The following is a 20,853-nucleotide window of genomic DNA, read 5'->3' as shown; positions in this document are numbered from 1 at the left end:
CGCGGCGGAGCCACGAGCCCTTCCAGAGTACCTGCTCGGAGTCAAGCCCCGCCGGGCCCGCCGCGCCCCGGCCGCGCGGCCGGCCGCCGCGGCTAACCGGTGGTCCGCTCCAGCCGCTGCTTGAGCAGCATCTCGTCGCGCGGGAGTTCCTTGCGGACCTGCGGGCGGACGACGAGGGGCAGCAGGACCTTGCCGAGGCCGTGTCCCTCGAAGTCGATCTCGATCGTCACCCTGGAGCGCCTGCCGTCGTCGAGCGCTTCGATCCGGCCGTGGGTGCGCGGCCGCACGGGCCCCTCGACGCCGTGCAGGTCCCAGGCGTACGGAGGGTCGAGCGCGTCGAACTCCACGGTCATCGGCATCTCGCGGGTGCCGATGCGGCGGGTGACCCGGACCTGGGAGCCGGGGTGGAGCGGCCCCTCCTCCAGCGGCTCCGCCGAGACGGCGCTCAGCTGCCACTCGGGCAGGTGGGAGGGGTCGGTGACATACGCGTAGACGTCTGCGGGAGGGCAGTCGACGTCGATGGATTCTCGGATGGCGGACATGGTGGACCCCCTTTACGGGCGTACACCGAAATCGTCCCACCCGGCCCGCCGTGAGGCCACGCCGGAGAACGGACGAGCCCCCGCCCGCGAAGGGGCAGGGGCTCGGACCGTACGGAAGACACGCGCCTGGTGTGCGGCGTGCGGTGCACGGGGTGTGCGCGCGGCCCGTCAGCCGGAACCGACGAACAGCACCAGCAGCAGCCACACCACGGGCGCCGTCGGCAGGAGCGAGTCCAGACGGTCCATGATGCCGCCGTGACCGGGCAGCAGGGTGCCCATGTCCTTGATGCCCAGGTCCCGCTTGATCATGGATTCGCCGAGGTCGCCCAGCGTGGCGCTGGCGGCGACCGCGAGCCCCAGCAGCAGGCCCTGCCACCAGGTGCCGTCGTCCACCAGGAACTCCATGCACAGCGCGCCGGCGGCCATCGCGAAGGACACCGCGCCGAACAGGCCCTCGCGGGTCTTGCCGGGCGAGATGCGCGGGGCGAGCTTGTGCTTGCCGAAGCGCCAGCCGACCGCGTACGCCCCGGTGTCGCTGACGACGGTCAGCAGCAGGAACGTCAGCACCCGCCAGGGCCCGTCGTCCGCGGCGAGCATCAGCGCGACGAACGTGGCGAGGAACGGCACGTAGAACGCCGCGAAGACGCCTGCGGTGACGTCCTTGAGGTAGCCCTCGGGCGGCTCCGTCATCCGCCACACGAGCACGGCGAGCGCGGTGAGGGCCATCGCCACCCAGGCGCCCTCGGCGCCCCGGACGTAACCGGCGACGACCATGGCCGCGCCGCCCAGCGCCAGCGGCACGAGCGGCGCCTTGATGCCCTTGCGCTCCTGGAGCCGGCTGGTCAGTTCCCACAGGCCGACGACCACGGCGACCGCGACCACGCCGACGAACACGGCCTTGACGACGAACAGCGACGCGACGATCACCGCGCCGAGCCCGACGCCCACGCCTATGGCGGCACCCAGGTCCCGCCCCGCGCTCTTCTTCGGCGGTGCGGGCGCCGGCTGCGGGGAGTCGGGCATGGGCTCCGGATTCTGCGGCACCGCCCGGTGGGGCTGCGCCTGCGGCGTGTCGTACGGCTGTGCTGGCGACATGTCGTCGCGGAACAAGGGGCCGCTCGGCGGAGCGGCCCCCCGGTCGTCATCCTGGTCTCCGCCATGGGCGGGTGGGCCGGGCACGATGGGCATGGGGCGAGTGTGCTGCGCCTCAGGCGCATCGTACGCGGGACCCGCCGGGGCAGCCCCTTGGGCATACCCCCGGCCGGGTCCCTGGTCGGACGGCCCCCAGTACCCGGTCTGCGGCGCCCCCCAGGAAGAGTCGTTCATCAGACCTCGAGCAGCTCCGCTTCCTTGTGCTTCAGGAGCTCGTCCACCTGGGCGACGTACTTCGCGGTGGTGTCGTCGAGCTCCTTCTCCGCACGGCGGCCCTCGTCCTCGCCGACCTCGCCGTCCTTGACGAGCTTGTCGATGGCGTCCTTGGCCTTGCGGCGCACGGAACGGATCGAGACCTTGGCGTCCTCGCCCTTGGTCTTGGCGACCTTGATGTAGTCGCGGCGGCGCTCCTCGGTGAGCTCGGGGAACGTCACGCGGATGATGTTGCCGTCGTTGCTCGGGTTGACGCCCAGGTCGGAGTCACGGATCGCCTGCTCGATGTTGCGCAGCGCGCTCTTGTCGAACGGGGTGACGACCGCCATGCGCGGCTCCGGCACGGAGAACGAGGCCAGCTGGTTGATCGGCGTCAGCGCGCCGTAGTAGTCGGCCACGATCTTGTTGAACATCGCCGGGTGCGCACGGCCGGTGCGGATCGCGGCGAAGTCCTCCTTGGCGACCACGACGGCCTTCTCCATCTTCTCCTCGGCCTCGAGGAGGGTCTCTTCGATCACCACTTGCTCCTGCGTGTCTTGAGTAAGGCCCGGCTGCGGTTCCTCGTAGGGGCGGCGGCCGGCTGCGTCGCGTCTTGTACCTGCACGGTTCCCGACCGGCGGAACATTGTCCATCCCCCGGTCAGGCTCCGGGTGTGTCTCCGGTCAGGCCCGGCTGCCCTGGTCACCCACCAGCGTGCCGATCTTCTCACCCTTGACGGCGCGAGCGATATTGCCTTCGGCCAGAAGCTCGAAGACGAGGATCGGGAGCTTGTTGTCACGGCACAGCGTGATGGCGGTGGCGTCGGCGACCTTCAGATCGCGGGTGATGACCTCGCCGTAGCCGAGGGCGTCGAACTTCACGGCGTCCGGGTTGGTCTTCGGGTCGGAGTCGTAGACCCCGTCCACCCCGTTCTTGCCCATGAGCAGCGCCTCGGCGTCGATCTCCAGGGCGCGCTGGGCGGCGGTGGTGTCGGTGGAGAAGTACGGCATGCCCATACCGGCGCCGAAGATGACCACGCGGCCCTTCTCCAGATGGCGCACGGCACGCAGCGGGATGTACGGCTCGGCGACCTGGCCCATGGTGATGGCGGTCTGCACCCGGGAGTCGATGCCCTCCTTCTCCAGGAAGTCCTGGAGGGCGAGGCAGTTCATCACGGTGCCGAGCATGCCCATGTAGTCGGAGCGGGCGCGGTCCATGCCGCGCACCTGGAGCTCGGCGCCGCGGAAGAAGTTGCCGCCGCCGATGACGACCGCGATCTCGAAGCCGTCACGCACGACGGCGGCGATCTCACGGGCGATCTTGTGCACAACGTCCGGGTCCACGCCCAGGCCCCCGCCACCGGAGAACGCCTCTCCGGACAGCTTCAGCAGATACCGGCCGCGCACTTTGCCGTCGTCGCTCTTCTGGGCCTTGGTGGTCATGGAGATCCCGCCTCTTTCACGTGTTGCACATACGAAGAAGGCCATTGCCGGTGGGGTGTGCTTCCCATACGCGGCAATGGCCTCCTCGTCAGATCTGCTGTCGTCCGTCACACGCGCGTGCGACGGCGTACGCGGACGACTGCGGTCGACCCTAGCGGTAGTCCGCCGTGGGTCGCGCGTCGGTCCCGGTACGGACTCAGATGCCGACCTTGATGCGCGTGAAGCGCTTCAGGGTGACACCGGCCTCGTCCAGGACCTTCTGGACCGACTTCTTGTTGTCGAGCGCGTAGGGCTGGCCCAGCAGCGTCGCGTCCTTGAAGAAGCCGTTGACCCGACCCTCGACGATCTTGGCGATCGCGGCCTCGGGCTTGCCCTCGGCGCGGGTGGTCTCCTCGGCGACGCGGCGCTCGGTCTCGATGACCTCGGCCGGCACGTCCTCCTTGGAGAGGTACTTCGGCGCGAAGGCGGCGATGTGCTGGGCGATGCCCTTGGCGACGTCCGCGTCCGGCTTGTCGAGCTCGACGAGGACACCGATCTGCGGGGGCAGGTCGGGCATCGTGCGGTGCATGTACGCGAGCACGTAGCCGTCGGCGAACTGGGCGAAGCGGTCCAGGACGATCTTCTCGCCCAGGTTGGCGTTGGCCTCGTCCACGAACGCCTGGACGGTCTTGCCGGCCTCGATCTCGGAGGCGAGCAGGGCCTCCAGGTCGGCCGGGGAGGTCGCCGCGACGTGCTCGGCGATCTTGTTGGCGACGGCCTGGAACTTCTCGCCCTTGGCGACGAAGTCCGTCTCGCACTTCAGCTCGACCAGGACACCGGAGGAGTTGTCGTCGGCGATGATCGAGACCACGGCGCCGTTCTCGGCGGAGCGGCCCTCGCGCTTGGCGACGCCCTTCTGGCCCTTGATGCGCAGCGCCTCGACGGCCTTGTCGACGTTGCCCTCGGCCTCGTCCAGCGCCTTCTTGCAGTCCATCATGCCGGCGCCGGTGAGCTCGCGGAGCTTCTTGACGTCAGCGGCGGTGTAGTTCGCCATGAGTCTGTGAGTCTTTCTCGAAGTCTGGAAGATCGGAGATCTACGGGGTCCGCCTCCCCGTGCAGCGGGGGCGGCGGACGCTCCGCCGACCTGGGGGGGGGTGAACGACGGGGGCGGACGTCATGCCGCCGCCCCCGTCGTCAGCCCTGACAGGTCAGGCCTGCTCGCCCTCGGCGGCCGGAGCCTCAGCGGCCGGAGCCTCAGCGGCAGGGGCCTCAGCGGCGGGAGCCTCGGCGGCAGGGGCCTCAGCGGCAGCGGCCTCGGCGGCCGGAGCCTCGTCCTTCTTCTCACCCTCGAGCAGGTCGCGCTCCCACGCGGCGAGCGGCTCGCCCGCACCCTTGTCGCCCTTGTCACCGGTGGCGACGCGCGAGCGGGAGATGAGACCCTCGGCGACGGCGTCGGCGATCACACGGGTGAGCAGGGTGACGGAGCGGATCGCGTCGTCGTTGCCCGGGATCTTGTAGTCGACCTCGTCGGGGTCGCAGTTGGTGTCGAGGATGGCGACGACCGGGATGTTGAGCTTCCGGGCCTCGCCGACCGCGATGTGCTCCTTCTTGGTGTCCACGATCCAGACGGCGCTGGGCACCTTCTGCATCTCGCGGATACCACCGAGGGTCTTCTCCAGCTTGGCCTTCTCGCGGGAGAGGACCAGGAGCTCCTTCTTGGTCAGACCGGAGGACGCGACGTCCTCGAAGTCGATCTGCTCGAGCTCCTTGAGGCGCTGCAGACGCTTGTAGACGGTCGAGAAGTTGGTGAGCATGCCGCCCAGCCAGCGCTGGTTGACGTAGGGCATGCCGACGCGGGTGGCCTGCTCGGCGATGGCCTCCTGCGCCTGCTTCTTCGTGCCGACGAACATGACCGTGCCGCCGTGGGCGACGGTCTCCTTGACGAACTCGTAGGCGCGGTCGATGTACGACAGCGACTGGAGCAGGTCGATGATGTAGATGCCGTTGCGCTCGGTGAAGATGAAGCGCTTCATCTTCGGGTTCCAGCGACGGGTCTGGTGACCGAAGTGGACGCCGCTCTCCAGCAGCTCCCGCATCGTGACGACGGCCATGGCCGTTCTCCTCATGTTTCTCGGTTGTGCCGCGGGTGCCGGACGGCTCCCGCGCCTGACGCTCCCGATGCGCCTGCCGCGAAGGACCGAGGGGCGCGTGACACCGGTGGGAGACCCGCCGATGTCGGGGCGTGCGAAGTCGACCCGGTGGCCCGGGTCGCCATCAGAAGTGTACGGGACCTGAGGGCCGCCGGGTGACGCCGCCGTCCACAAGCGGCCACCGGCCCACAGGTCCCGGCCATGTACGGCGGGGGTGCGGGACGGTGCCTCCATGCGAACGAAGCGCTACGCGCAGACGACCCGGGCCCTGCTGCTGGGACTGGTTCTCACGGTCCTGACCTCGGCCGCCGAGGCCGGTACCCCTGTCCCGCCGCCGGCCTCCGCGCCCCCGCCCGCTCCGGCCCCGGGCCGGGTCTGGCCCGTCGGTTCCCGGCCACCTGTCCTGCGTGGCTGGCAGCCCCCGACGACGCCGTACGGTCCCGGGCACCGCGGCGTCGACCTCGCGGCGGCTCCCGGTTCCCCGGTGCGCGCGGTGGCGGCGGGCCGGGTCTCCTTCGCGGGCCCGGTGGCCGGCAGGGGCGTGGTCGCGGTGACCCTCGCCGGCACGGGCGATCCTCCCCTGCGCACGACGTACCAGCCCGTGCGCGCGACGGTCCGCAAGGGCGAGCGGGTGACGCCGGGACAGCCGGTCGGCACCGTGGAGCCGGGCGGCTCCCACTGCGCGGAGCCCTGTCTGCACTGGGGCCTGCGCCGGGGGACCGCCTATCTGGACCCGCTGGGCCTGCTGCCGCCGGAACTGCTGCGGACAGGTCCGTCGAGACTGCTGCCCGTGCCGGGCGTGCCGGAGCCGCCCGCCTGATCCCGGGCCGTCACCGCCGCGAGCGCTCGCCCGGCCGCGGGAACCGCCCGGCCGCGGCCCGTGTCAGCCGTGCACGCCCCGCAGCACCATCGCCACGGCCGCGTCCGCGATCACGCCGGGCTCCTCGGCCGCGCCCAGCTCGACGCGCCGCACGGCGGCGTCCACGATCCCCTGCACCAGCATCGCCGCCAGCCGGGGCTCCGCGTGCCCCAGTTCCGCGAGGGCGTCGACGATCATCGCCACGAGCCCGCCGTGCGCGGCCCGGATCTTCTCCCGCGCCCCGGCGTCCAGCTCGCTCGCCGAGATCGCCACCACGGCACGGTGCCGCCGGTCCCCGACGAGCTCCAGCTGCGTCCGCACATACGCCTCGACCTTGCCCTCGGGCGCCTCCTGCCGCTCCATCGCCGCCGAGACCTCCGCGGCCCACACGGGGAAGTCGACCTCGCACAGCTCCTCGACGACCGCGGCCCGCGAGCGGAAGTACTCGTAGACCGACGAGCGCGCCAGCCCCGTGCGCTCGGCGAGGGCCGGGAAGGTCAGCGCCTCCGTCCCGCCCTCGGACAGCAGGGAACGAGCCGCGTCCAGCAGGGCGGCTCGCTGCATCGACCGGTGCTCGGCCACGGAGGCCGCTCGAATCCTTGGCACGTCAACCACTGTACGGACGCGCCACCCCGAACGGGAGTGACGCAGCCCGACGGGTCCTTCACCGGCCGAAGCTCGCCAGCTTCGCGCGCAGCTGGAGCACGGACTTGGTGTGGATCTGGCTGACCCTGCTCTCGGTGACACCGAGCACGTTGCCGATCTCGGCGAGGGTCAGGCCCTCGTAGTAGTAGAGCGTGACGACGGTCTTCTCCCGGTCGGGCAGCGTGTTGATCGCCCGGGCGAGGAAGCGGCGCAGTTCACGGTCCTCGGCCACCTCCACCGGGTTGTCGGCGGCGGTGTCCTCCAGGGTGTCCATGAAGCTGAGCCCGTCGCCGTCCTCGCCCCCGACGTGCAGCAGCTCCTCCAGGGCCACCACGTTGGCCAGCGACAACTGGCTGAACACGGCGTGCAGTTCGTCGACGGCGATACCCAGTTCGGCGGCCACCTCGCCCTCGGTCGGGGTGCGCCTGAGCCGTGCCTCCAGGGTGGCGTAGGCGCGCTCCACGTTGCGCGCCTTCTGCCGCACCGAGCGCGGGATCCAGTCCAGCGCGCGCAGTTCGTCGATCATCGCCCCGCGGATCCGGGTGATCGCGTACGTCTCGAACTTGATCTCCCGCCCGATGTCGAACTTCTCGATCGCGTCGATGAGCCCGAAGACGCCGGAGGAGACGAAGTCCGCCTGTTCCACGTTGGGCGGCAGGCCCACGCTCACACGGCCCGCCACGTACTTCACGAGCGGCGAGTAGTGCAGGATCAGCTGTTCGCGCAGCCGTTCGTCTCCGGTGGCCTTGTACGACCGCCACAGTTCGTCGAGCGTCGAGGGAGCGGGCGGCCGCACGCCGCCACCGTCGCGGGCGGCTGGGGGGATGGCCGCCCGGTCGGACCCGGAGGTGTGCTGGGGCATTCGTCGCCTTGAGCCGTTCTGCCGTGAAGCGTGCGATGTAGGGGTACGTGGGTGAGCTGTCGGCCTGATGCCGAGTTGCCGGCCTGTGCCGGGAACTTCGTGAGCGTAGCGTGACTGGGCTGTCGCGGTGCGCGAAGGACGGGCCCCGACCTGTGCGCAGATACGTTCCGCTGTGCGCCCCACCGGGTCATGGCGGCCACGCCGCGGGACCGCCGTGACACGTCAACTCCGCGCATTCCCAAGGGGAGTACGGCTTCCCCCGGACGGACGAACCCCCTCGGTCAGCACGGGGGGCGACCGCCGCGGAGGGAGGTCATCGCCTGGCGTGTCAACTTCCAGCCGTCGCCGTGTCGTTCGACGTAGCCCAGTGCTCCGAGTTCGTACAGTCTCGCGATCGCGTCGTCCTGTGTCGTCTGGGCGCCGCGGGCGAGCTCCTCCGGTGCGGCGGCCCCGCGGGCGGGCAGGGCGGCGAGGACCCGCCGGGTCGCGGGGGCCAGCAGATCGCGCGGCAGCACGGGGCCGCGCCGCTCCGGGGCGAGCTGTCCCATGGCGCCGACCAGTTCGACGACCTCGGCGGCGTCGGTGACCAGCACCGCCTCGCCGCGCAGCAGTTCGTGCACGCCGGCGGACAGGGCGCTGGTGGCCGGGCCGGGGACGCCCATGGTGTGCCGCCCCAGCCGCTGCGCGGCGCGTGCCGTGACCAGCGAGCCGCTGCGGTGAGCGGCCTCGACGACCACGGTTCCCCTGGTCAGGGCGGCGATGACACGGTTGCGCAGGACGAATCTGCTGGGCGTGGGATGCTCACCGGGCGGCAACTCCCCGATGACCAGTCCCTGTTCGGCGATCCTGTTGATCAACTCGGTGTGGCCGCGCGGGTAGGGCCGGTCGACCCCGCAGGCCAGGACGGCGACGGTCGCGCCGCCCGCGCCCAGGGCACCGCGGTGGGCGGCGCCGTCGACCCCGTAGGCGCCGCCGGAGACGACGACCCAGCCGTGCTCGGCGAGCCCGGCGGCGAGGGTGACGGCGACATGGGCGCCGTACTCGGTGCAGGCCCGGGCGCCGACGACGGCGACGGACCTGAGGGCCCACATGCGCAGACCCGGCCGTCCGCGCACCCACAGTCCGATCGGGCGGGCGTCGCCCAGGTCGTCGAGCTGGCCGGGCCACTCGGCCGAGCCGGGGCACACGAACCGCACACCGGTGTCCCTCGCCACGGCGAGGTCCCGCTCGGGCTCGGCGCGGCGTGCCCGGGCCAGCAGCCCGCTCCAGCGTGTGGCGCTCACCCCGGGCGGTGCCTCGCCCCCGCCGCGCAGCCGTGCCACCGCCTCGGCCACCCCGGCCTCCCGCACCCACCGTCCGGCGGCCTCGTCGCCGGGCTCGACGACACGGGCGAGGAAGACCCGGCCGAGGAGGTCGTGGCCGGGTCCGCCGCTCATGCCAGTGCTCCGATGGCCATGGGCACACCCCTGGGGACGCCGGTGCGCAGCTGCAGTGCGAGGGTGACGTCCATGGCGCCCGGCCGGTCGTGGCCCACGAGGTCGGCCACGCTCCAGGCCACGCGCAGCACCCGGTCCAGGCCGCGGGCGGTCAGCACACCGCGTTCGAGGCAGCGCTCGGCCTCGTCCATGGCGCCGCTCGCGGCGTACCAGCGGCTGCGCAGTTCCCGTCCGGGCACCTCGGCGTTGGTTCGCCACGGTGTGCCGGCGAGCCGGGCCGCGGCGCGTTCACGGGCCTGCCGCACCCGGTCGGCGACCACGGCGGTGGCCTCTCCGCGGGCGTCCCGCCGGGTGAGCTCCGCTCGTGTCACACGGTCCACCTCCACCCTGAGGTCGACCCGGTCGAGCAGGGGACCGGAGAGCCTGGCCTGGTAGCGGCGGATCGCGGCGGGCGGGCACTCGCACAGGTCGTCCGTCCGGGAGAAGCGCCCGCACGGGCAGGGGTTGGCGGCGAGGTTATGGGGAGGGTTTGAATCTGTCCGTTGTCCGCTCTGCGTGGGCCGGGAGAGATGACGGAGGGGTCCCCGCCGGAAGCCCGGTGGTGGCTCTGTTCATGAGAACGGACAGCACTTTGAATTCAGTTTCGGAGGCGGTTGGCTCCTGGGCCGCAGCCTGAATGTTCACGAGTTTGGGCAGCGGTCTACGGCTGTGCGGGCTTGAGGATGGTGCAGATGTCGTCCGCGCCGCAGGCGGCGGGGTCGGTGGTCGCTGCGCGGCCTGCGAGGTCGCGGAGTGCTTCGCGCGTGGCGACGAGGTCGGCCATGCGTCGGTCGATGTCGTCCAGGTGCCCGTGGATGAGGCGGGTGACATGAGTGCAGGGTGCGTGGCCGTCGTCGCGCAGGGCGAGGACCGAGCGGATTTCGGCGAGGGTGAGTCCGGCGCGCTGGGCGTCGCGGATGAACGCGAGTCGCGTTGCCGTGTGGTCGGGGTAGTCCCGGTAGCCGCCCGGCGTGCGCGGTGGTGCGGGCAGCAGGCCGCTGTCCTCGTAGAAGCGGATGGTCTTGGTCGTCAGCCCGGTGTGGGTGGCGAGGTCGCCGATGCGCATGGCTCCAGGCTAACCCTTGACCTTCCAGTGTGCTGGAAGGTCTACCGTCGGTCCGGAAGACGGACGACGGTCTAGGAGGACAAGCAGATGCAGGTCACGGTGCTGACGGTGGCGGATTGCCCGAACGCGCGGCCCGCGCTTGAGCGGGTGACCGCCGCGCTGGCTGGACGACAGGCTCAGGTGGACCTGGTCGAGGTGACCGACGAGGCCGAGGCCGCCCGCTGGGGCATGTTCGGGTCGCCGACGATCCTGATCGACGGCATCGACCCCTTCGCGCCGCCCGGGGCCGTACCGAGCCTCTCGTGCCGCCTTTACCGGCACGCCGACGGCACCGTGTTGGGGGTGCCGGACGAGTCCGCCCTTCGCCAGGCCCTCGCCGGGGCGACCCCACAGGGCCGTAGCGTGAGGGCCTCGGACTGTTGCCCCCCGCAGCCGCTGGATGTGGTCGGCCGGGCCGGCCGCGGCCGCCGTGCGCCCGCCGAGAACGGCCTGCGCGTGGTGCACCAGCAGATCCTGCGCCACTTCGCCGCCACGGGAGCCGCTCCCGACGCGCAGATGCTTCAGCCGGTCGCGGCCGGGACCGGGAGGAACGCTGCCGAGGTGCTCGCCGAGCTGGCGGACGAGGACTTCCTCACCCTGGACGAGACCGGGAACATCCGCGCCGCCTATCCGTTCTCCGCTGCCCCCACCCGCCACCGGGTCCGCCTTGAAAGCGAGGTGGAGGTCTGGTCGATGTGTGCCATCGATGCCCTGGGTATCCCGGCCATGCTCGGCCAGGACGCGGTGATCTCCTCCGCCGACCCGGTCACCGGCGAACCCATCACCGTCACCTCGACCACCGGCACAGTGCGGTGGGAACCCGCCACCGCGGTGGTCTTCGTGGGGCAGCGGCCTGGCGGCGGACCCGCCGCCTCGGCCTGCTGCGACGCGCTGAACTTCTTCACCAACGCCGCGAACGCCCGCGCCTGGACAAGTCAGCACCCCGACGTACCCGGCCAGGTAGTCGACCAGCCGACCGCCGAGCGCATCGGCCGACAGACTTTCGGCCCTCTGCTCGCTCCATGAAAGCCACGTGGCACGCGCCGACACGAGGGCACCTTGGGCAGCAGATCCGCTGTGTCACCCAGTGCCGGTACTCGGTGCCTCCCGTTCTCGTGAACAACGCCTTCGCCTCATGACGGGTGCCTCCCGAAGACGTGAACAAACGCTGTCGTATCTCGTAAACAAAGCCACCCGGTGGGGACCCCTCCGTCATGCGCTCATCCTCTTGGCCTCAGCTGGGTGACCCCGCTGAGGGCCTGGACCTGGGCTTCGAGAGCGGTCTTGTCGATCGTGAGCTGTCGGATCGTCTCCGCGTAGATGTTCGTCAGCTTGCGGAGCTCGGTGTTCTCCTGGCGGAGCCGCTTCATGGTCCGGTCGTTCTCCGCGTCCGCTGCTGTCGTCGCTGCGGGCTGGCTGCCGACCTGGGCCTTCGGGCGGAAGTAGTCGGTGATCAGCGGCTGGTAGTGGCGATAGAACGTCGCGTGCCGCAGGCCGAGCCGTCGCTCGACGGCGGTGACGGTGGCCGTGCGGCCGGTGCGGGCAGCCTCGGCGAGGACGTCGTCCATCGCCTGCTTGACCTGGGCATCCGTGGGGAGTTCAAGCGTCATGGGGCTTCCTGGTCGGGGGTGTGGCGGGCGAGGAACGCGGCGATCTCGTCGTGTTGGTGCTGCATCCGCTGGCGAGGGAAGGGCGCAAGCGCGTCGCCGCCGGCGAGGGCGGTGTCGAGGTGTCGGAGGTGGGTGGCCAGGGCCTCGCGGTTGTCCGCGTTGAGCGCGACGTTGCGGCAGCGCAGAGGCTGGCAGTCGGGCAGGGACGGCCCCTCGGTGTCGTCGCCGCGGCGACAGAGGGCCCGTTCCGGGACGTGGACGCAGGTGACGAAGCCGCCGGGATAGATGTGCGGGTCCTGGCGGGTCATGAGGCGCTTGAGGCGGACCGGGTCGGTGACGACCTTGCCGCGGAAGTCGGCGTGGTGGGCGAACTCCGCGAGCCGTAGTTCGGCCTCCTCGGCGGCGGGGCCGGTCAGACGGTGGTGTTCGCCGGTGCCGACCAGGTCGAGGAGCTGTTCGCCGCGGGCGAGGGCCTGCTCGGCTTCGACCTCGGGCCGGAACCCGGACTCGGACGTCCCGGCATAGCCCTCGAACATCTGGACGCTGAGGTGCCGGTATTGGATCGCGCCGGCGATGGTGCCGCCGGGGCGGCGGGCGATGAACCAGGCCAGGGTCCGGCGGAACTGGCGGGTGGTGATCGGCCAGCGGCGCCCGTTGACGGGCGGGATGAAGTCGCCGCGTCCGTGGGCGGTGCAGTAGTCGTTGATCCAGTCCATGAAGGCCCGCAGGTCGGCGATGGTCTGCGTGCTGGTCTTCGACCGGTTGGGGTCGGTGCGGCTGTAGTGCGGCGAGCTGGCCAGGACGCTGAAAAGACGCTGATGGTCGGGCTGCGCGAGCCGTTCCATGATGCGGATCGCGCGTTCGACGGGTTCGCCGACGATCCATTGGGCTTCGACTCCGCGGACGTCCTGTTCGCCCTTGAAGGCGAGGCTGGTGATCCGGCGCCGGTAGGTGCGTCCGTGTTCGTCGGCGGCCGTGCTCAGGCAGTCGCGGGCGAGGTGCTTGACCTCGCTGTCGCGCATCCCGGAGAGGTAGGCGACGACGATGTAGCAGGCCGCGGCAAGGAGCCGGTCGAGCCGCTGGACCTCCTCGTAGGCGATCCGCCCGCGCCAGGGGCGGCCGTCGAGACGGCCCTCAATCTGGGTGAGGAGGTAGGTGCCGTGGTCGAGGCCGAGTTCACGGAGGGCATCGGCGATCATGGCCCGGCAGGTGTCGGTGTTGAACGCGCCGCGGTTGCAGCCGACTTGACGGGCGAGGTGGCTGGTGTTGACGACCCAGTCGTCCGTCCGCTGGCTGGGGCAGCCGTGGGCGCCGGGCAGCGGCTGGCCCTGGGCCCGGTAGCGGTCGAGGACCGTGGCGAGGTAGGCCGGCGCCCCCTTGATCCTCGGTGCCCCGCGGCGGATGCGGTTGTTCACGGTGTTGTGCCGCAGGTCGAGGTACTCGTCGTGGGCTCGCATGATGTCGTCGGAGAAGTCTTCGATCCAGCGAAGTGCCCAGGTCAGGAGGGGGCCGATGACCTGTTCGGGGATGCGTTCGGTGGTGTTCTCGCCGTCCTTGCGGTGCTTGGGGCGGACCCAGCCGGGGATGACGGCCGGGTCGAAGGCGAGCGCGTCGGACAGCTTCGTGCGGAACAACCACAGCTTCCGGGCGACGAACGTCTTCGTGCGGCGGGTGTCCAGGGCGATCCGCAGGGTGCCCAGGTGGGTGAGGTAGTCGGCAAGGTCCCCGGGGGTCAGGTCGGCCAGGCGGGTGGCCCCCCGCTTCGCGGCCCATTCGAGGAACATCCGTAGGTCGGCGAAGTGCCCGCGCAGGGTGAAGATCCTCGCGGGACGTTCGCCGGGCGGCAGATCGTAGGCGAGTTCGCAGGCCATCAGTTCCTTGGCGACCTGCCGGAAGCAGCCGGGGATCTTGGGGAAGTTCAAGATCAGTTCGCGGTGGTGGTCCTGGACGATCGCCGGTTTCAGCTTCCAGACCTCGTCGCCGAACCGCGCGGTGTCCTGCAAGGACACTCCCGGCCGCAGCGGCCGGTTGCGCAGGACCAGCAGGTCCGGGGCGAACCGCGGCTCGGCAACGGTGATCGTGGCGAGCGTGGTCACGCGATCTCCTTCGGGCCGTCGAGCAGAGTCAGCGGCAGGTCGGACGGCTTCGTCTGCCGGGCCCGCTCGATCTGGGCGGTGGTGAACCGCCGCAGGACGCGGCGGGTGAGGATCAGCCAGGTGACGGCATGGCGCCGGCACCAGTCCGCGACGTTCGTGGCGTCGAGTTCGGCCTGCAGCCGGTCCAGCAGGGCCAGCAGCGCTGGCAGGTGTTTCTCCAGCACGAGCGCGTTCTCGCAGCGCAGGCAGGTCAGGAACGACTGCCGACACGGTCCGTCATCGAACGGTCCGTGGTCGAAGTCCAGGCAGGCGCTGACGAGGGTGTCCAACTGCCCGTCCCGGGCCTGAGCGATCTTGTCGGGGGTCGTGCCCAGCAGCTTCGCCGCCGTGTGCGGGTCGGTGGCCATCGCCTTCTCGGCGGCTTCGTCCAGGACCCGGGTCGTGGTGGCTCGTGCGTGGTCCTCGGCGTCTGTCAGGGCCTGGGTCATGACGCGCTCGGCCCAGTCGCGGATGCGCGGGTCGGGCTTGAGGTAGTGGCGGAAGGAGACGTCCAGGGTGTTGGTCCGCGACGCGGTCGGCAGGTGCCCGCCCAGGGCCCGGGTGGTGCGGACTTCGACCGTGGTCTTAATCCGGTTCATCCTCACAGACAGCGGACCGCCGTCGTCGTCGCGCAGGCCGTGGGAGGCGGCCCACTCGGTCAGGGTCGGGCGGCCCAGGGAGTTCATCCGCAGGGTGAACGGAGCGACGTGCCCGGCGGACTCCTGCTTGGCGTCCCAGTAGGCGGCGTTCTTCGCGGTGCGGCCGTGCATCCCCGCATAAATCGACCAGAGCCGGTCTGTGCCGCAGAGCAAGCGGCTGGGGGTGGTCAGCTTGTGCAGCAGCAGGTAGTAGCCGCCCGGTGTGTGCAGCTGGCGGCTGGGAGGGCCGACCTCCCAGTGGACCGTCTCCCGGCTCGCGCTCTTGCTGCGGCGACGTTTGAGCAGGCCGACCGCGACCGCCCGGTCTTCCAGGACGCGGTGCTCGGCCGGAAGTTCCTTGATCGTCTCGACGTTCCGCCCGGTCACCGCGACGGCCAGGATCAGCAGCGGCAGCACGTCCCGCTCGGTGAGGAACAACTGCCGGGCGAGCTGGAGCCGCCACTGGTTGCCCGGGACGCCGGGAGGCAGGGTGCGGCCGTTGGGGATGCCGCGGGCCGTGCCGGTGCGGGCCAGCCGCAGCAGCCTCTCGGCGTCGATCCGGTCCTGGCCCTCGAAGACGTCCAGGCCCTCGGCCTGGACGCGGGCGAGCCGTCGCTCGCCCGCGGCGATCCGGTCCCGGATCGCCGCGGCGTCCGAGCGTGCGGCCGTGACGATCGCGGTGAACTCCCGGTCGGAGTAGCCGGGCAGGCCCTCCGGGCTGCGGCCGGCGACGTGCCCTCTGCGGCCGAGGAAGTCCTGCACCTCCGGCCGCAGCCGGCCCGCCGGGAGGCAGCGCAGGAGCGTGACCACGGCCCCGAACCGGGTGAGGAACGCGCCCGACTTCGAGTTGTTCTGCAACTGCATCCGCAGCCGCAGCAGATGGGATTCGCGCAGGTCCCCGGCGGTGGCCGGGGGCTCGTCCAGCTCGGCGAGGGAGGTCAGTAGCAGCCGGGCGGAGTTGTGGACGTGTTCGGCGCTGTTCAGGGTGCGGCAGGTGCCGGTCGGCCCGAACCGGACCGCTTCGGCGGCGGCCAGGTCCTCGTGCCAGCCCGGCAGGGGCAGCAAGGCGAGGGAGAAGACCTTGCGGCGGCCGTCCTCGCCCTCGAATGCGACCTCAAACCCTGCCGGGGTCGGGCGGACGGCGGGCGGCGGTTCGTAGGGGCCGGATGGAAGCGCGGCCGACCGGCCGCGGCCCGGACGGGAAGGAGCGGTGGTCACGCGACCGCCTCCCATCCCTGGGAACAGAACCCGCTCGGCCCCCAGCTATCCGCAGGGATCAGGGCGATCCGCGTCTCCATCTCCAGTTCCTGGAGGGTGTGCAGGTAGAGCTGTGTGGTGACGACCGACCGGTGTCCGAGTCTGATCCGCAGCCAGTTCAGCGGGTCGCCGAACACCATCTGATAGAGCTCGCGCTGGTCGGCGTTCATCTCGCCGAGTGCCTGCAAGTGCCCCCGCCAGAGCTGTTCCAGGGTCACCACGGCGTAGGAGTGGCGCAGGGCATGGGGGTGAGCCCTGTCCCGCAGGCCGTGGGCCTGGCAGCGGGCGTTGGCGTCCTTGAACACCTGCTGCCAGCCCGAGGGCGTCATCGGCAGCCCCCGCTCGGTCAACCACAGCGCGGCCGGCTCCAGGCCCTCCTTGCCCTCAACGAACAGGCGCCGCCTCTCGTGTGGCTCCAGCTTGGCCACCGGCACCCACCGGCCGCCGAGCCGGACCGCGGCGCGGTCCCGGTCCTCGACCACCAGCGGCGATCGGACGGCGTCGTAGCGACCGCGGGCGCGAGCGTCCTCGACGGCCTCGGTGCGGTCGATCTCGACGTACTCCCATACGTCCTTCAGCGTCGGAACGGGGACGTAGATCACGCGGCCCGAGCCGTTCTTGGCGACGGCGTTCGGCAGCCGGGTGCGGGCGTTGTGCAGTCCCGGCTCGGCCTCCGGCAGCTCGAACAAGGTCAGCGAACTCTGCTCGTCCAGACGCATCCCGGTGCGGACCATCAGGTCGCTGTAGGCCGAGTTCCGGGCCGCGAAGCGGCCCCGGAACCGCGGCGAGGGCAGTCCGTCCGGGCCGAACCCGCGAATCCCCACGTCCCGCCACCGCAGGTAGGACGCCGGCGGCAGCCACTTCACATCCCGCCGAGGCCCGACGTGCGAAGACTCCGCCGGGGCCAGCCGTTCGCGCCGCCCGTGAACCGGGTCCAGGACGGTCACCGTCCGCTGCACGATCGGATTCACCCGGACGAGGTCCTGCGAGATCGCCCAGAGGTAGAACTCGTTGACCGTGGACACCTCCCGGTCCCATGTCGAGTCCTCCACCCGCGGCCCGGCCGGGTCCTTGCGTCGCCACCGCTCGTAGGCCGCCCGGTCCTCCGGCGTCGCCTCCCGCCATGTACGCGGTTGTGCACGTTCGCCCGTACGCGAATCCGTACCGGGACGGCTGAACCACAGGAAGTTCAAGAACCCCCGCAGGTCGCGGGCGACCGCAGCCTGCGTGTTCCGCGGACTCGCGCTCAGCACCGTGGCGAAGATGCTGTTCAGCTCGACGTCGTACCCGCCCGCCGGGCTGATCAGAAACGGCTGCCCGTCCAGGACGCCGTGCTCGTCCAACCACTCGTCCAACGCTTCCGGGTCCGCGTACACGACGTCTTCCGTACGCGGACGCGGCAGCCCGCGGCGGGTGAAGAACACCCGCCAACCCAAGATCGACATGAAGCGGGACTGTAGCGGCGGACATGTTCACCACCGCATAACGGACGACCATCAGGAACCTGGCCGGGAAGCGCACCACCCCGGCGCTGCGGGCGATGACCGCATGGCCCGCCTCCAGCGGCTGGCGCAGCGCGTCGAGGGCCCGGCTGCCGAACTCGGGGGTCTCGTCGAGGAAGAGAACGCCCCGGTGCGACAGCGACACCGCGCCCGGCCGGGCGATGCCGGGGCCGCCGCCGACCAGGGACTGCATGGTGGCCGAGTGGTGCGGGGCGCAGTAGGGGGCCACGTCGATCAGCGGTTTGCCGGGAGGCAGCAGCCCCGCCACCGAGTGCACGGCAGTGACCTCCAGGGACTCCTGCCGGGTGAGCCGGGGCAGGATGCCGGGCAGCCGCTCGGCGAGCATGGTCTTCCCGGCGCCCGGCGGCCCCTCCAGGAACAGGTGGTGGCCTCCGGCGGCGGCGACCTCCGCCGCCACGCGCGCCGAGAGCTGGCCCACGACGTCGGCGAGGTCGTGCCCGGCGTCCTGGTGCGCCATGCCGTGCACGCCCGTGGCCGCGCCGGTGCCGGGCATGCGCAGCCCGGCGAGCAGCGGGTCGGGCCGGCCCTGCTCGTCGGGTTCCTCCTCGGGCACCGGTTCGTCCGCGAGGACGGCGACGAGCTGGCGCAGGCTGCGGACGCCGAGCACGGAGACGCCCGGCACCAGGGACGCCTCGGCGGCCGCGCACTCCGGCACCACGACCTGTTCGTAACCGGCGTCGGCGGCCGCCAGCACGGCCGGCAGGGTGCCGCGGACGGGGCGCACCCGGCCGTCGAGGCCCAGTTCTCCGATCATGACGATGTCCGCCAGGACGCGGGGGTCGATCCGCTCGGCGGCGCCCAGGACGGCCGCCGCGACGGCGAGATCGAAGCCGCTGCCGCTCTTGGGCACCGACGCCGGGCTGAGTCCCACCGTGAGTTTCTTCTGCGGCCAGGCCGTCCCCGAGTTGACGACGGCGGCCCGGACCCGGTCCCGGCTCTCCGTGAGGCTCTTGTCGGGGAGGCCCACCAGGGTGAACGCCGCGACGCCGGGTTCGAGGTCGGCCTGGACCTCGACGACGACCCCCTCGACGCCGACGAGGGCCACGGAGCAGGTGCGTGCGAAGCCCATGTCAGGCCACCCCCCGCACATGCTCGACGACGGGTGCGCCGCGCCGGGGCAGCAGGACGCCGACGAGGTCGATGCGGACGCCGCCCGGCGGGGCTCCCCCGTACCGCTGGATCCAGCGTTCGGCCAGGTCCCGCAGGCGTTGCACCTTCTGCGGGCCCACGGCGGCCATCGGGTGCTCGAAGGCGCCGTCCCTGCGGGTCTTCACCTCGCAGACGACGAGGACGTCCCCGTCGCGGGCCACGATGTCGATCTCTCCGGCCCTGCCGCAGCGCCAGTTGCGCTCCAGGACCGTCATGCCGGTCTCGGTCAGCCGCCGGGCGGCCAGGGTCTCGCCGTACCTGCCGAGTGCGTTGCGTGCGTTCATGTCGGCACCACCTCCGGTGCCGACGATCACGCGGCCGGTGCCAGCGAGTTGATCTTGGTGGACGGCCGGGCCCTTGTGGAGAACCGCGCCACCCGCCCAGGTGAACGCCGGCCCGGACGAACCCGCGGAGGGCTCACCGCGCACCCGCCGGGACGGCGGGCCTCAGCTCCCCGGAAGCTCCAGATCGCTCTTGTTGAGCTCCTCGATGTTCACGTCCTTGAACGTGAGTACCCGCACCTGCTTCACGAACCGGGCCGGCCGGTACATGTCCCACACCCAGGCGTCCGCCATGGACACCTCGAAGAAGACCTCGCCCTGGACCGAGTGCACCTGCATCTCGTAGTCGTTGGTCAGGTAGAAGCGCCGCTCGGTCTCGATCACGTACTTGAACAGACCGACGACGTCGCGGTACTCCCGATAGAGCTTGAGCTCCATCTCGGTCTCGTACTTCTCGAGGTCCTCGGCGCTCATGGCATGTTCCCCTTCAGCCGTGCGATCCACCCATTGTGCGCCAGCACCACGGCCCCCTAGACGATTTCCGTGTCAAGGGTGACGGGAGCGGCGGGCGGACCCTCGTCGAGCAGTCTGCGCAGCAGCCCGGCGAGCCTGGTCGGATACACCGTCTCATGCGTCCGGGCCAGTTCCTCGCACGCCCACCAGCGGGCGCCCGCGACGCTCAGCCGCTCCAGTTCGGTGAGGGCCGCGGCCCGGGTCTCGGTCTGCGTCGTACGGGCGAGGTAGTACCACTCGTCCTGGTCCCAGCGGCGCCCCGCGAACGGGAAGGAGCATCTGCGCCGCCACAGCACCGGTCCGAGCTCGACCTGCGTGATGCCGGTCTCCTCGGCGAGTTCCCGCAATGCGGCCTCTTCGCGCGTCTCGTCGCCCTCCACTCCGCCGCCGGGGGTGAACCACCAGTCGTCCGACGGATCACCGGGCTCGTGTCCGTGCAGCAGCAGGATGCGGTCCTGCGGATCGAGCAGCACCACCCGGGCGACCTTGCGCAGCCCGCCCTCGTACGCGTCCCGCGACGTGTCCGTCGTCTCAGCGGGCAACGGCGTTCTCCGTACGGCGGGCGCGGGCGGCGCCGGCCCGCTTGGCGATCGGCCCGTAGGCCGACCCGGCCAGGACCAGCGCGGCCCCACCGATGATCATGCCCACGATCAGCCGGAACGGTCCCGGCTCGGACAGCCCCTCCCCCAGTGCCACGAACCCGGTGGGACGCTCCAGCAGACCGTTCATGGGCCAGACGACCGCGTCGATCCGGCCGCTGACCGCGGAGCGCGCGACCGTGCCGCTGGCGGCGTCCTGGAGGTGGGCGGTGGAGTCCAGCGAGCCGGCCCGCTCGTCGCCGAGCAGGAAGAGCCGGCCCTCGGGGACCGTCACGGTCGGGATCGCGATGCTCTCGGCGGCCTGGCCGGCGGGCAGATACGGTTCGTCGATCTGCTTGCCGTTGACGGTCAGGCGGCCGCCCGTGCAGCAGGCCACGGTGTCCCCGCCGATCGCCACGACCCGCTTCACCAGGGGTGCGTTCGCCCAGTTGGCGTCCTTGAAGACGACGACGTCGCCCCGGCGGATCTCGTCGCCGTCGACGCGCTGGGCCAGCACCCGGTCGCCCGCGGCGATCGTCGGGCTCATGGAGCCGGTGGGCACGGTGTAGGGACGGTAGACCACCGCCGCCCAGCCGAACCCGGCGAGGAACAGCAGCAGGCCCAGCGCCACCGCCAGCCCGGACAGCACATGTCCGGCCCGGCCGCCCGCCGGTGCCCCGTCTGTCCCGCCGCGCTGCGGGGCCGTACGCGTCGCGCTCTCACCCATGGGTCCGCACCCTACCCGGCGGTACGGGAAGCGGTCAGC

The 20,853-nt window shown here is 71.5% G+C and carries 20 protein-coding genes and 2 pseudogenes; 2 read left to right on the top strand and 20 right to left on the bottom strand.

Annotated elements, in window-relative coordinates:
• Positions 1 to 92 precede the first annotated feature (92 nt).
• From ACIQGV_RS28850 to rpsB, 6 genes are all read right to left on the bottom strand, one after another.
• On the bottom strand, positions 93 to 542 hold the full coding sequence (locus tag ACIQGV_RS28850; protein WP_402499259.1) for an SRPBCC family protein: 450 nt from the start codon (positions 540 to 542) through the stop codon (positions 93 to 95).
• A gap of 168 nt (positions 543 to 710) precedes the next feature.
• On the bottom strand, positions 711 to 1,868 hold the full coding sequence (locus ACIQGV_RS28845; RefSeq protein WP_402499257.1) for a phosphatidate cytidylyltransferase: 1,158 nt from the start codon (positions 1,866 to 1,868) through the stop codon (positions 711 to 713).
• The gene (gene frr, locus ACIQGV_RS28840; protein WP_166020979.1) at positions 1,868 to 2,425 is read right to left on the bottom strand and encodes a ribosome recycling factor; all 558 of its coding nucleotides are present in this window, start codon (positions 2,423 to 2,425) and stop codon (positions 1,868 to 1,870) included. The genes ACIQGV_RS28845 and frr overlap by 1 nt, the downstream gene beginning before the upstream one ends.
• A 144-nt stretch (positions 2,426 to 2,569) precedes the next feature.
• Positions 2,570 to 3,328 (bottom strand): UMP kinase, encoded by a 759-nt coding sequence (gene pyrH / locus ACIQGV_RS28835; RefSeq protein ID WP_402499254.1) that lies wholly within the window; start codon positions 3,326 to 3,328, stop codon positions 2,570 to 2,572.
• A 196-nt stretch (positions 3,329 to 3,524) separates the two neighbouring features.
• Positions 3,525 to 4,361, bottom strand: coding sequence for a translation elongation factor Ts (gene tsf / locus ACIQGV_RS28830; protein ID WP_402499252.1), 837 nt, complete (start codon positions 4,359 to 4,361; stop codon positions 3,525 to 3,527).
• 154 nt (positions 4,362 to 4,515) lie between these two features.
• On the bottom strand, positions 4,516 to 5,418 hold the full coding sequence (rpsB, locus tag ACIQGV_RS28825) for a 30S ribosomal protein S2 (RefSeq protein WP_402499250.1): 903 nt from the start codon (positions 5,416 to 5,418) through the stop codon (positions 4,516 to 4,518).
• A 271-nt stretch (positions 5,419 to 5,689) separates the two neighbouring features.
• Between rpsB and ACIQGV_RS28820 the strand changes: the two genes are divergently transcribed.
• Positions 5,690 to 6,277: a murein hydrolase activator EnvC family protein gene (locus tag ACIQGV_RS28820; protein WP_402499248.1), complete on the top strand. Its 588-nt coding sequence runs from the start codon at positions 5,690 to 5,692 to the stop codon at positions 6,275 to 6,277.
• Positions 6,278 to 6,340: 63 nt separating this feature from the next.
• Here ACIQGV_RS28820 and ACIQGV_RS28815 read toward each other — a convergent pair whose 3' ends face one another.
• From ACIQGV_RS28815 to ACIQGV_RS28795, 5 genes and pseudogenes are all read right to left on the bottom strand, one after another.
• Positions 6,341 to 6,898, bottom strand: coding sequence for a TetR/AcrR family transcriptional regulator (locus ACIQGV_RS28815; protein ID WP_402499466.1), 558 nt, complete (start codon positions 6,896 to 6,898; stop codon positions 6,341 to 6,343).
• 82 nt (positions 6,899 to 6,980) lie between these two features.
• The gene (gene whiG, locus ACIQGV_RS28810) at positions 6,981 to 7,823 is read right to left on the bottom strand and encodes an RNA polymerase sigma factor WhiG (protein WP_402499246.1); all 843 of its coding nucleotides are present in this window, start codon (positions 7,821 to 7,823) and stop codon (positions 6,981 to 6,983) included.
• A gap of 281 nt (positions 7,824 to 8,104) precedes the next feature.
• On the bottom strand, positions 8,105 to 9,259 hold the full coding sequence (gene dprA / locus ACIQGV_RS28805; protein WP_402499244.1) for a DNA-processing protein DprA: 1,155 nt from the start codon (positions 9,257 to 9,259) through the stop codon (positions 8,105 to 8,107).
• Positions 9,256 to 9,774 (bottom strand): annotated as a pseudogene (locus ACIQGV_RS28800) (ATP-binding protein); the annotation flags it as partial. The pseudogene ACIQGV_RS28800 and the gene dprA, both read right to left, overlap by 4 nt.
• Positions 9,775 to 9,959: 185 nt before the next feature.
• On the bottom strand, positions 9,960 to 10,364 hold the full coding sequence (locus tag ACIQGV_RS28795; RefSeq protein WP_009190886.1) for a heavy metal-responsive transcriptional regulator: 405 nt from the start codon (positions 10,362 to 10,364) through the stop codon (positions 9,960 to 9,962).
• Between the two features lie 99 nt (positions 10,365 to 10,463).
• On the opposite strand from ACIQGV_RS28795, the gene merB reads away from it, so the two are divergent.
• Positions 10,464 to 11,429: an organomercurial lyase gene (gene merB / locus ACIQGV_RS28790; RefSeq protein WP_402499240.1), complete on the top strand. Its 966-nt coding sequence runs from the start codon at positions 10,464 to 10,466 to the stop codon at positions 11,427 to 11,429.
• 194 nt (positions 11,430 to 11,623) lie between these two features.
• Here merB and ACIQGV_RS28785 read toward each other — a convergent pair whose 3' ends face one another.
• The 9 genes and pseudogenes from ACIQGV_RS28785 to lepB all read right to left on the bottom strand — a co-directional run bounded on the left by ACIQGV_RS28785 (position 11,624) and on the right by lepB (position 20,814).
• Positions 11,624 to 12,013: a hypothetical protein gene (locus ACIQGV_RS28785; RefSeq protein ID WP_040247749.1), complete on the bottom strand. Its 390-nt coding sequence runs from the start codon at positions 12,011 to 12,013 to the stop codon at positions 11,624 to 11,626.
• Positions 12,010 to 14,109 (bottom strand): hypothetical protein, encoded by a 2,100-nt coding sequence (locus ACIQGV_RS28780; RefSeq protein ID WP_040247751.1) that lies wholly within the window; start codon positions 14,107 to 14,109, stop codon positions 12,010 to 12,012. The genes ACIQGV_RS28785 and ACIQGV_RS28780 overlap by 4 nt, the downstream gene beginning before the upstream one ends.
• The gene (locus ACIQGV_RS28775) at positions 14,106 to 16,004 is read right to left on the bottom strand and encodes a hypothetical protein (RefSeq protein WP_040247752.1); all 1,899 of its coding nucleotides are present in this window, start codon (positions 16,002 to 16,004) and stop codon (positions 14,106 to 14,108) included. The genes ACIQGV_RS28780 and ACIQGV_RS28775 overlap by 4 nt, the downstream gene beginning before the upstream one ends.
• On the bottom strand, positions 16,001 to 17,488 hold the full coding sequence (locus ACIQGV_RS28770) for a tyrosine-type recombinase/integrase (RefSeq protein ID WP_107071277.1): 1,488 nt from the start codon (positions 17,486 to 17,488) through the stop codon (positions 16,001 to 16,003). Before ACIQGV_RS28770 ends, ACIQGV_RS28775 begins: the two co-directional genes overlap by 4 nt.
• A gap of 43 nt (positions 17,489 to 17,531) precedes the next feature.
• Positions 17,532 to 18,635, bottom strand: a pseudogene (locus ACIQGV_RS28765) (YifB family Mg chelatase-like AAA ATPase); the annotation flags it as partial.
• Position 18,636: 1 nt separating this feature from the next.
• Positions 18,637 to 18,999 (bottom strand): YraN family protein, encoded by a 363-nt coding sequence (locus tag ACIQGV_RS28760; protein ID WP_402499238.1) that lies wholly within the window; start codon positions 18,997 to 18,999, stop codon positions 18,637 to 18,639.
• A 162-nt stretch (positions 19,000 to 19,161) separates the two neighbouring features.
• Positions 19,162 to 19,470: a DUF2469 domain-containing protein gene (locus tag ACIQGV_RS28755; protein WP_005311352.1), complete on the bottom strand. Its 309-nt coding sequence runs from the start codon at positions 19,468 to 19,470 to the stop codon at positions 19,162 to 19,164.
• A 56-nt stretch (positions 19,471 to 19,526) separates the two neighbouring features.
• A complete protein-coding gene (locus tag ACIQGV_RS28750) occupies positions 19,527 to 20,051 on the bottom strand; it encodes an NUDIX hydrolase (protein WP_402499237.1) in 525 nt (174 codons plus the stop codon).
• The gene (gene lepB, locus ACIQGV_RS28745) at positions 20,041 to 20,814 is read right to left on the bottom strand and encodes a signal peptidase I (RefSeq protein WP_402499235.1); all 774 of its coding nucleotides are present in this window, start codon (positions 20,812 to 20,814) and stop codon (positions 20,041 to 20,043) included. Before lepB ends, ACIQGV_RS28750 begins: the two co-directional genes overlap by 11 nt.
• Positions 20,815 to 20,853: the final 39 nt, after the last annotated feature.

Origin of the sequence: Streptomyces sp. NPDC093094 (assembly GCF_044754345.1) — a bacterium.
Taxonomy (GTDB): Bacteria; Actinomycetota; Actinomycetes; order Streptomycetales; family Streptomycetaceae; genus Streptomyces.
The sequence above is the reverse complement of the archived record's forward strand: the minus strand, read 5'-3'. Positions and strand labels throughout refer to the sequence as shown.

What these genes read in the sequence shown, in the direction of transcription:
- ACIQGV_RS28850 (WP_402499259.1), bottom strand. Translation starts at nt 542, where the DNA reads ATGTCCGCCATCCGAGAATCCATCGACGTCGACTGCCCTCCCGCAGAC.
- ACIQGV_RS28845 (WP_402499257.1), bottom strand. Translation starts at nt 1,868, where the DNA reads ATGAACGACTCTTCCTGGGGGGCGCCGCAGACCGGGTACTGGGGGCCG.
- pyrH (WP_402499254.1), bottom strand. Translation starts at nt 3,328, where the DNA reads ATGACCACCAAGGCCCAGAAGAGCGACGACGGCAAAGTGCGCGGCCGG.
- tsf (WP_402499252.1), bottom strand. Translation starts at nt 4,361, where the DNA reads ATGGCGAACTACACCGCCGCTGACGTCAAGAAGCTCCGCGAGCTCACC.
- rpsB (WP_402499250.1), bottom strand. Translation starts at nt 5,418, where the DNA reads ATGGCCGTCGTCACGATGCGGGAGCTGCTGGAGAGCGGCGTCCACTTC.
- ACIQGV_RS28820 (WP_402499248.1), top strand. Translation starts at nt 5,690, where the DNA reads ATGCGAACGAAGCGCTACGCGCAGACGACCCGGGCCCTGCTGCTGGGA.
- whiG (WP_402499246.1), bottom strand. Translation starts at nt 7,823, where the DNA reads ATGCCCCAGCACACCTCCGGGTCCGACCGGGCGGCCATCCCCCCAGCC.
- dprA (WP_402499244.1), bottom strand. Translation starts at nt 9,259, where the DNA reads ATGAGCGGCGGACCCGGCCACGACCTCCTCGGCCGGGTCTTCCTCGCC.
- ACIQGV_RS28795 (WP_009190886.1), bottom strand. Translation starts at nt 10,364, where the DNA reads ATGCGCATCGGCGACCTCGCCACCCACACCGGGCTGACGACCAAGACC.
- ACIQGV_RS28785 (WP_040247749.1), bottom strand. Translation starts at nt 12,013, where the DNA reads ATGACGCTTGAACTCCCCACGGATGCCCAGGTCAAGCAGGCGATGGAC.
- ACIQGV_RS28770 (WP_107071277.1), bottom strand. Translation starts at nt 17,488, where the DNA reads ATGTCGATCTTGGGTTGGCGGGTGTTCTTCACCCGCCGCGGGCTGCCG.
- ACIQGV_RS28760 (WP_402499238.1), bottom strand. Translation starts at nt 18,999, where the DNA reads ATGAACGCACGCAACGCACTCGGCAGGTACGGCGAGACCCTGGCCGCC.
- ACIQGV_RS28755 (WP_005311352.1), bottom strand. Translation starts at nt 19,470, where the DNA reads ATGAGCGCCGAGGACCTCGAGAAGTACGAGACCGAGATGGAGCTCAAG.
- lepB (WP_402499235.1), bottom strand. Translation starts at nt 20,814, where the DNA reads ATGGGTGAGAGCGCGACGCGTACGGCCCCGCAGCGCGGCGGGACAGAC.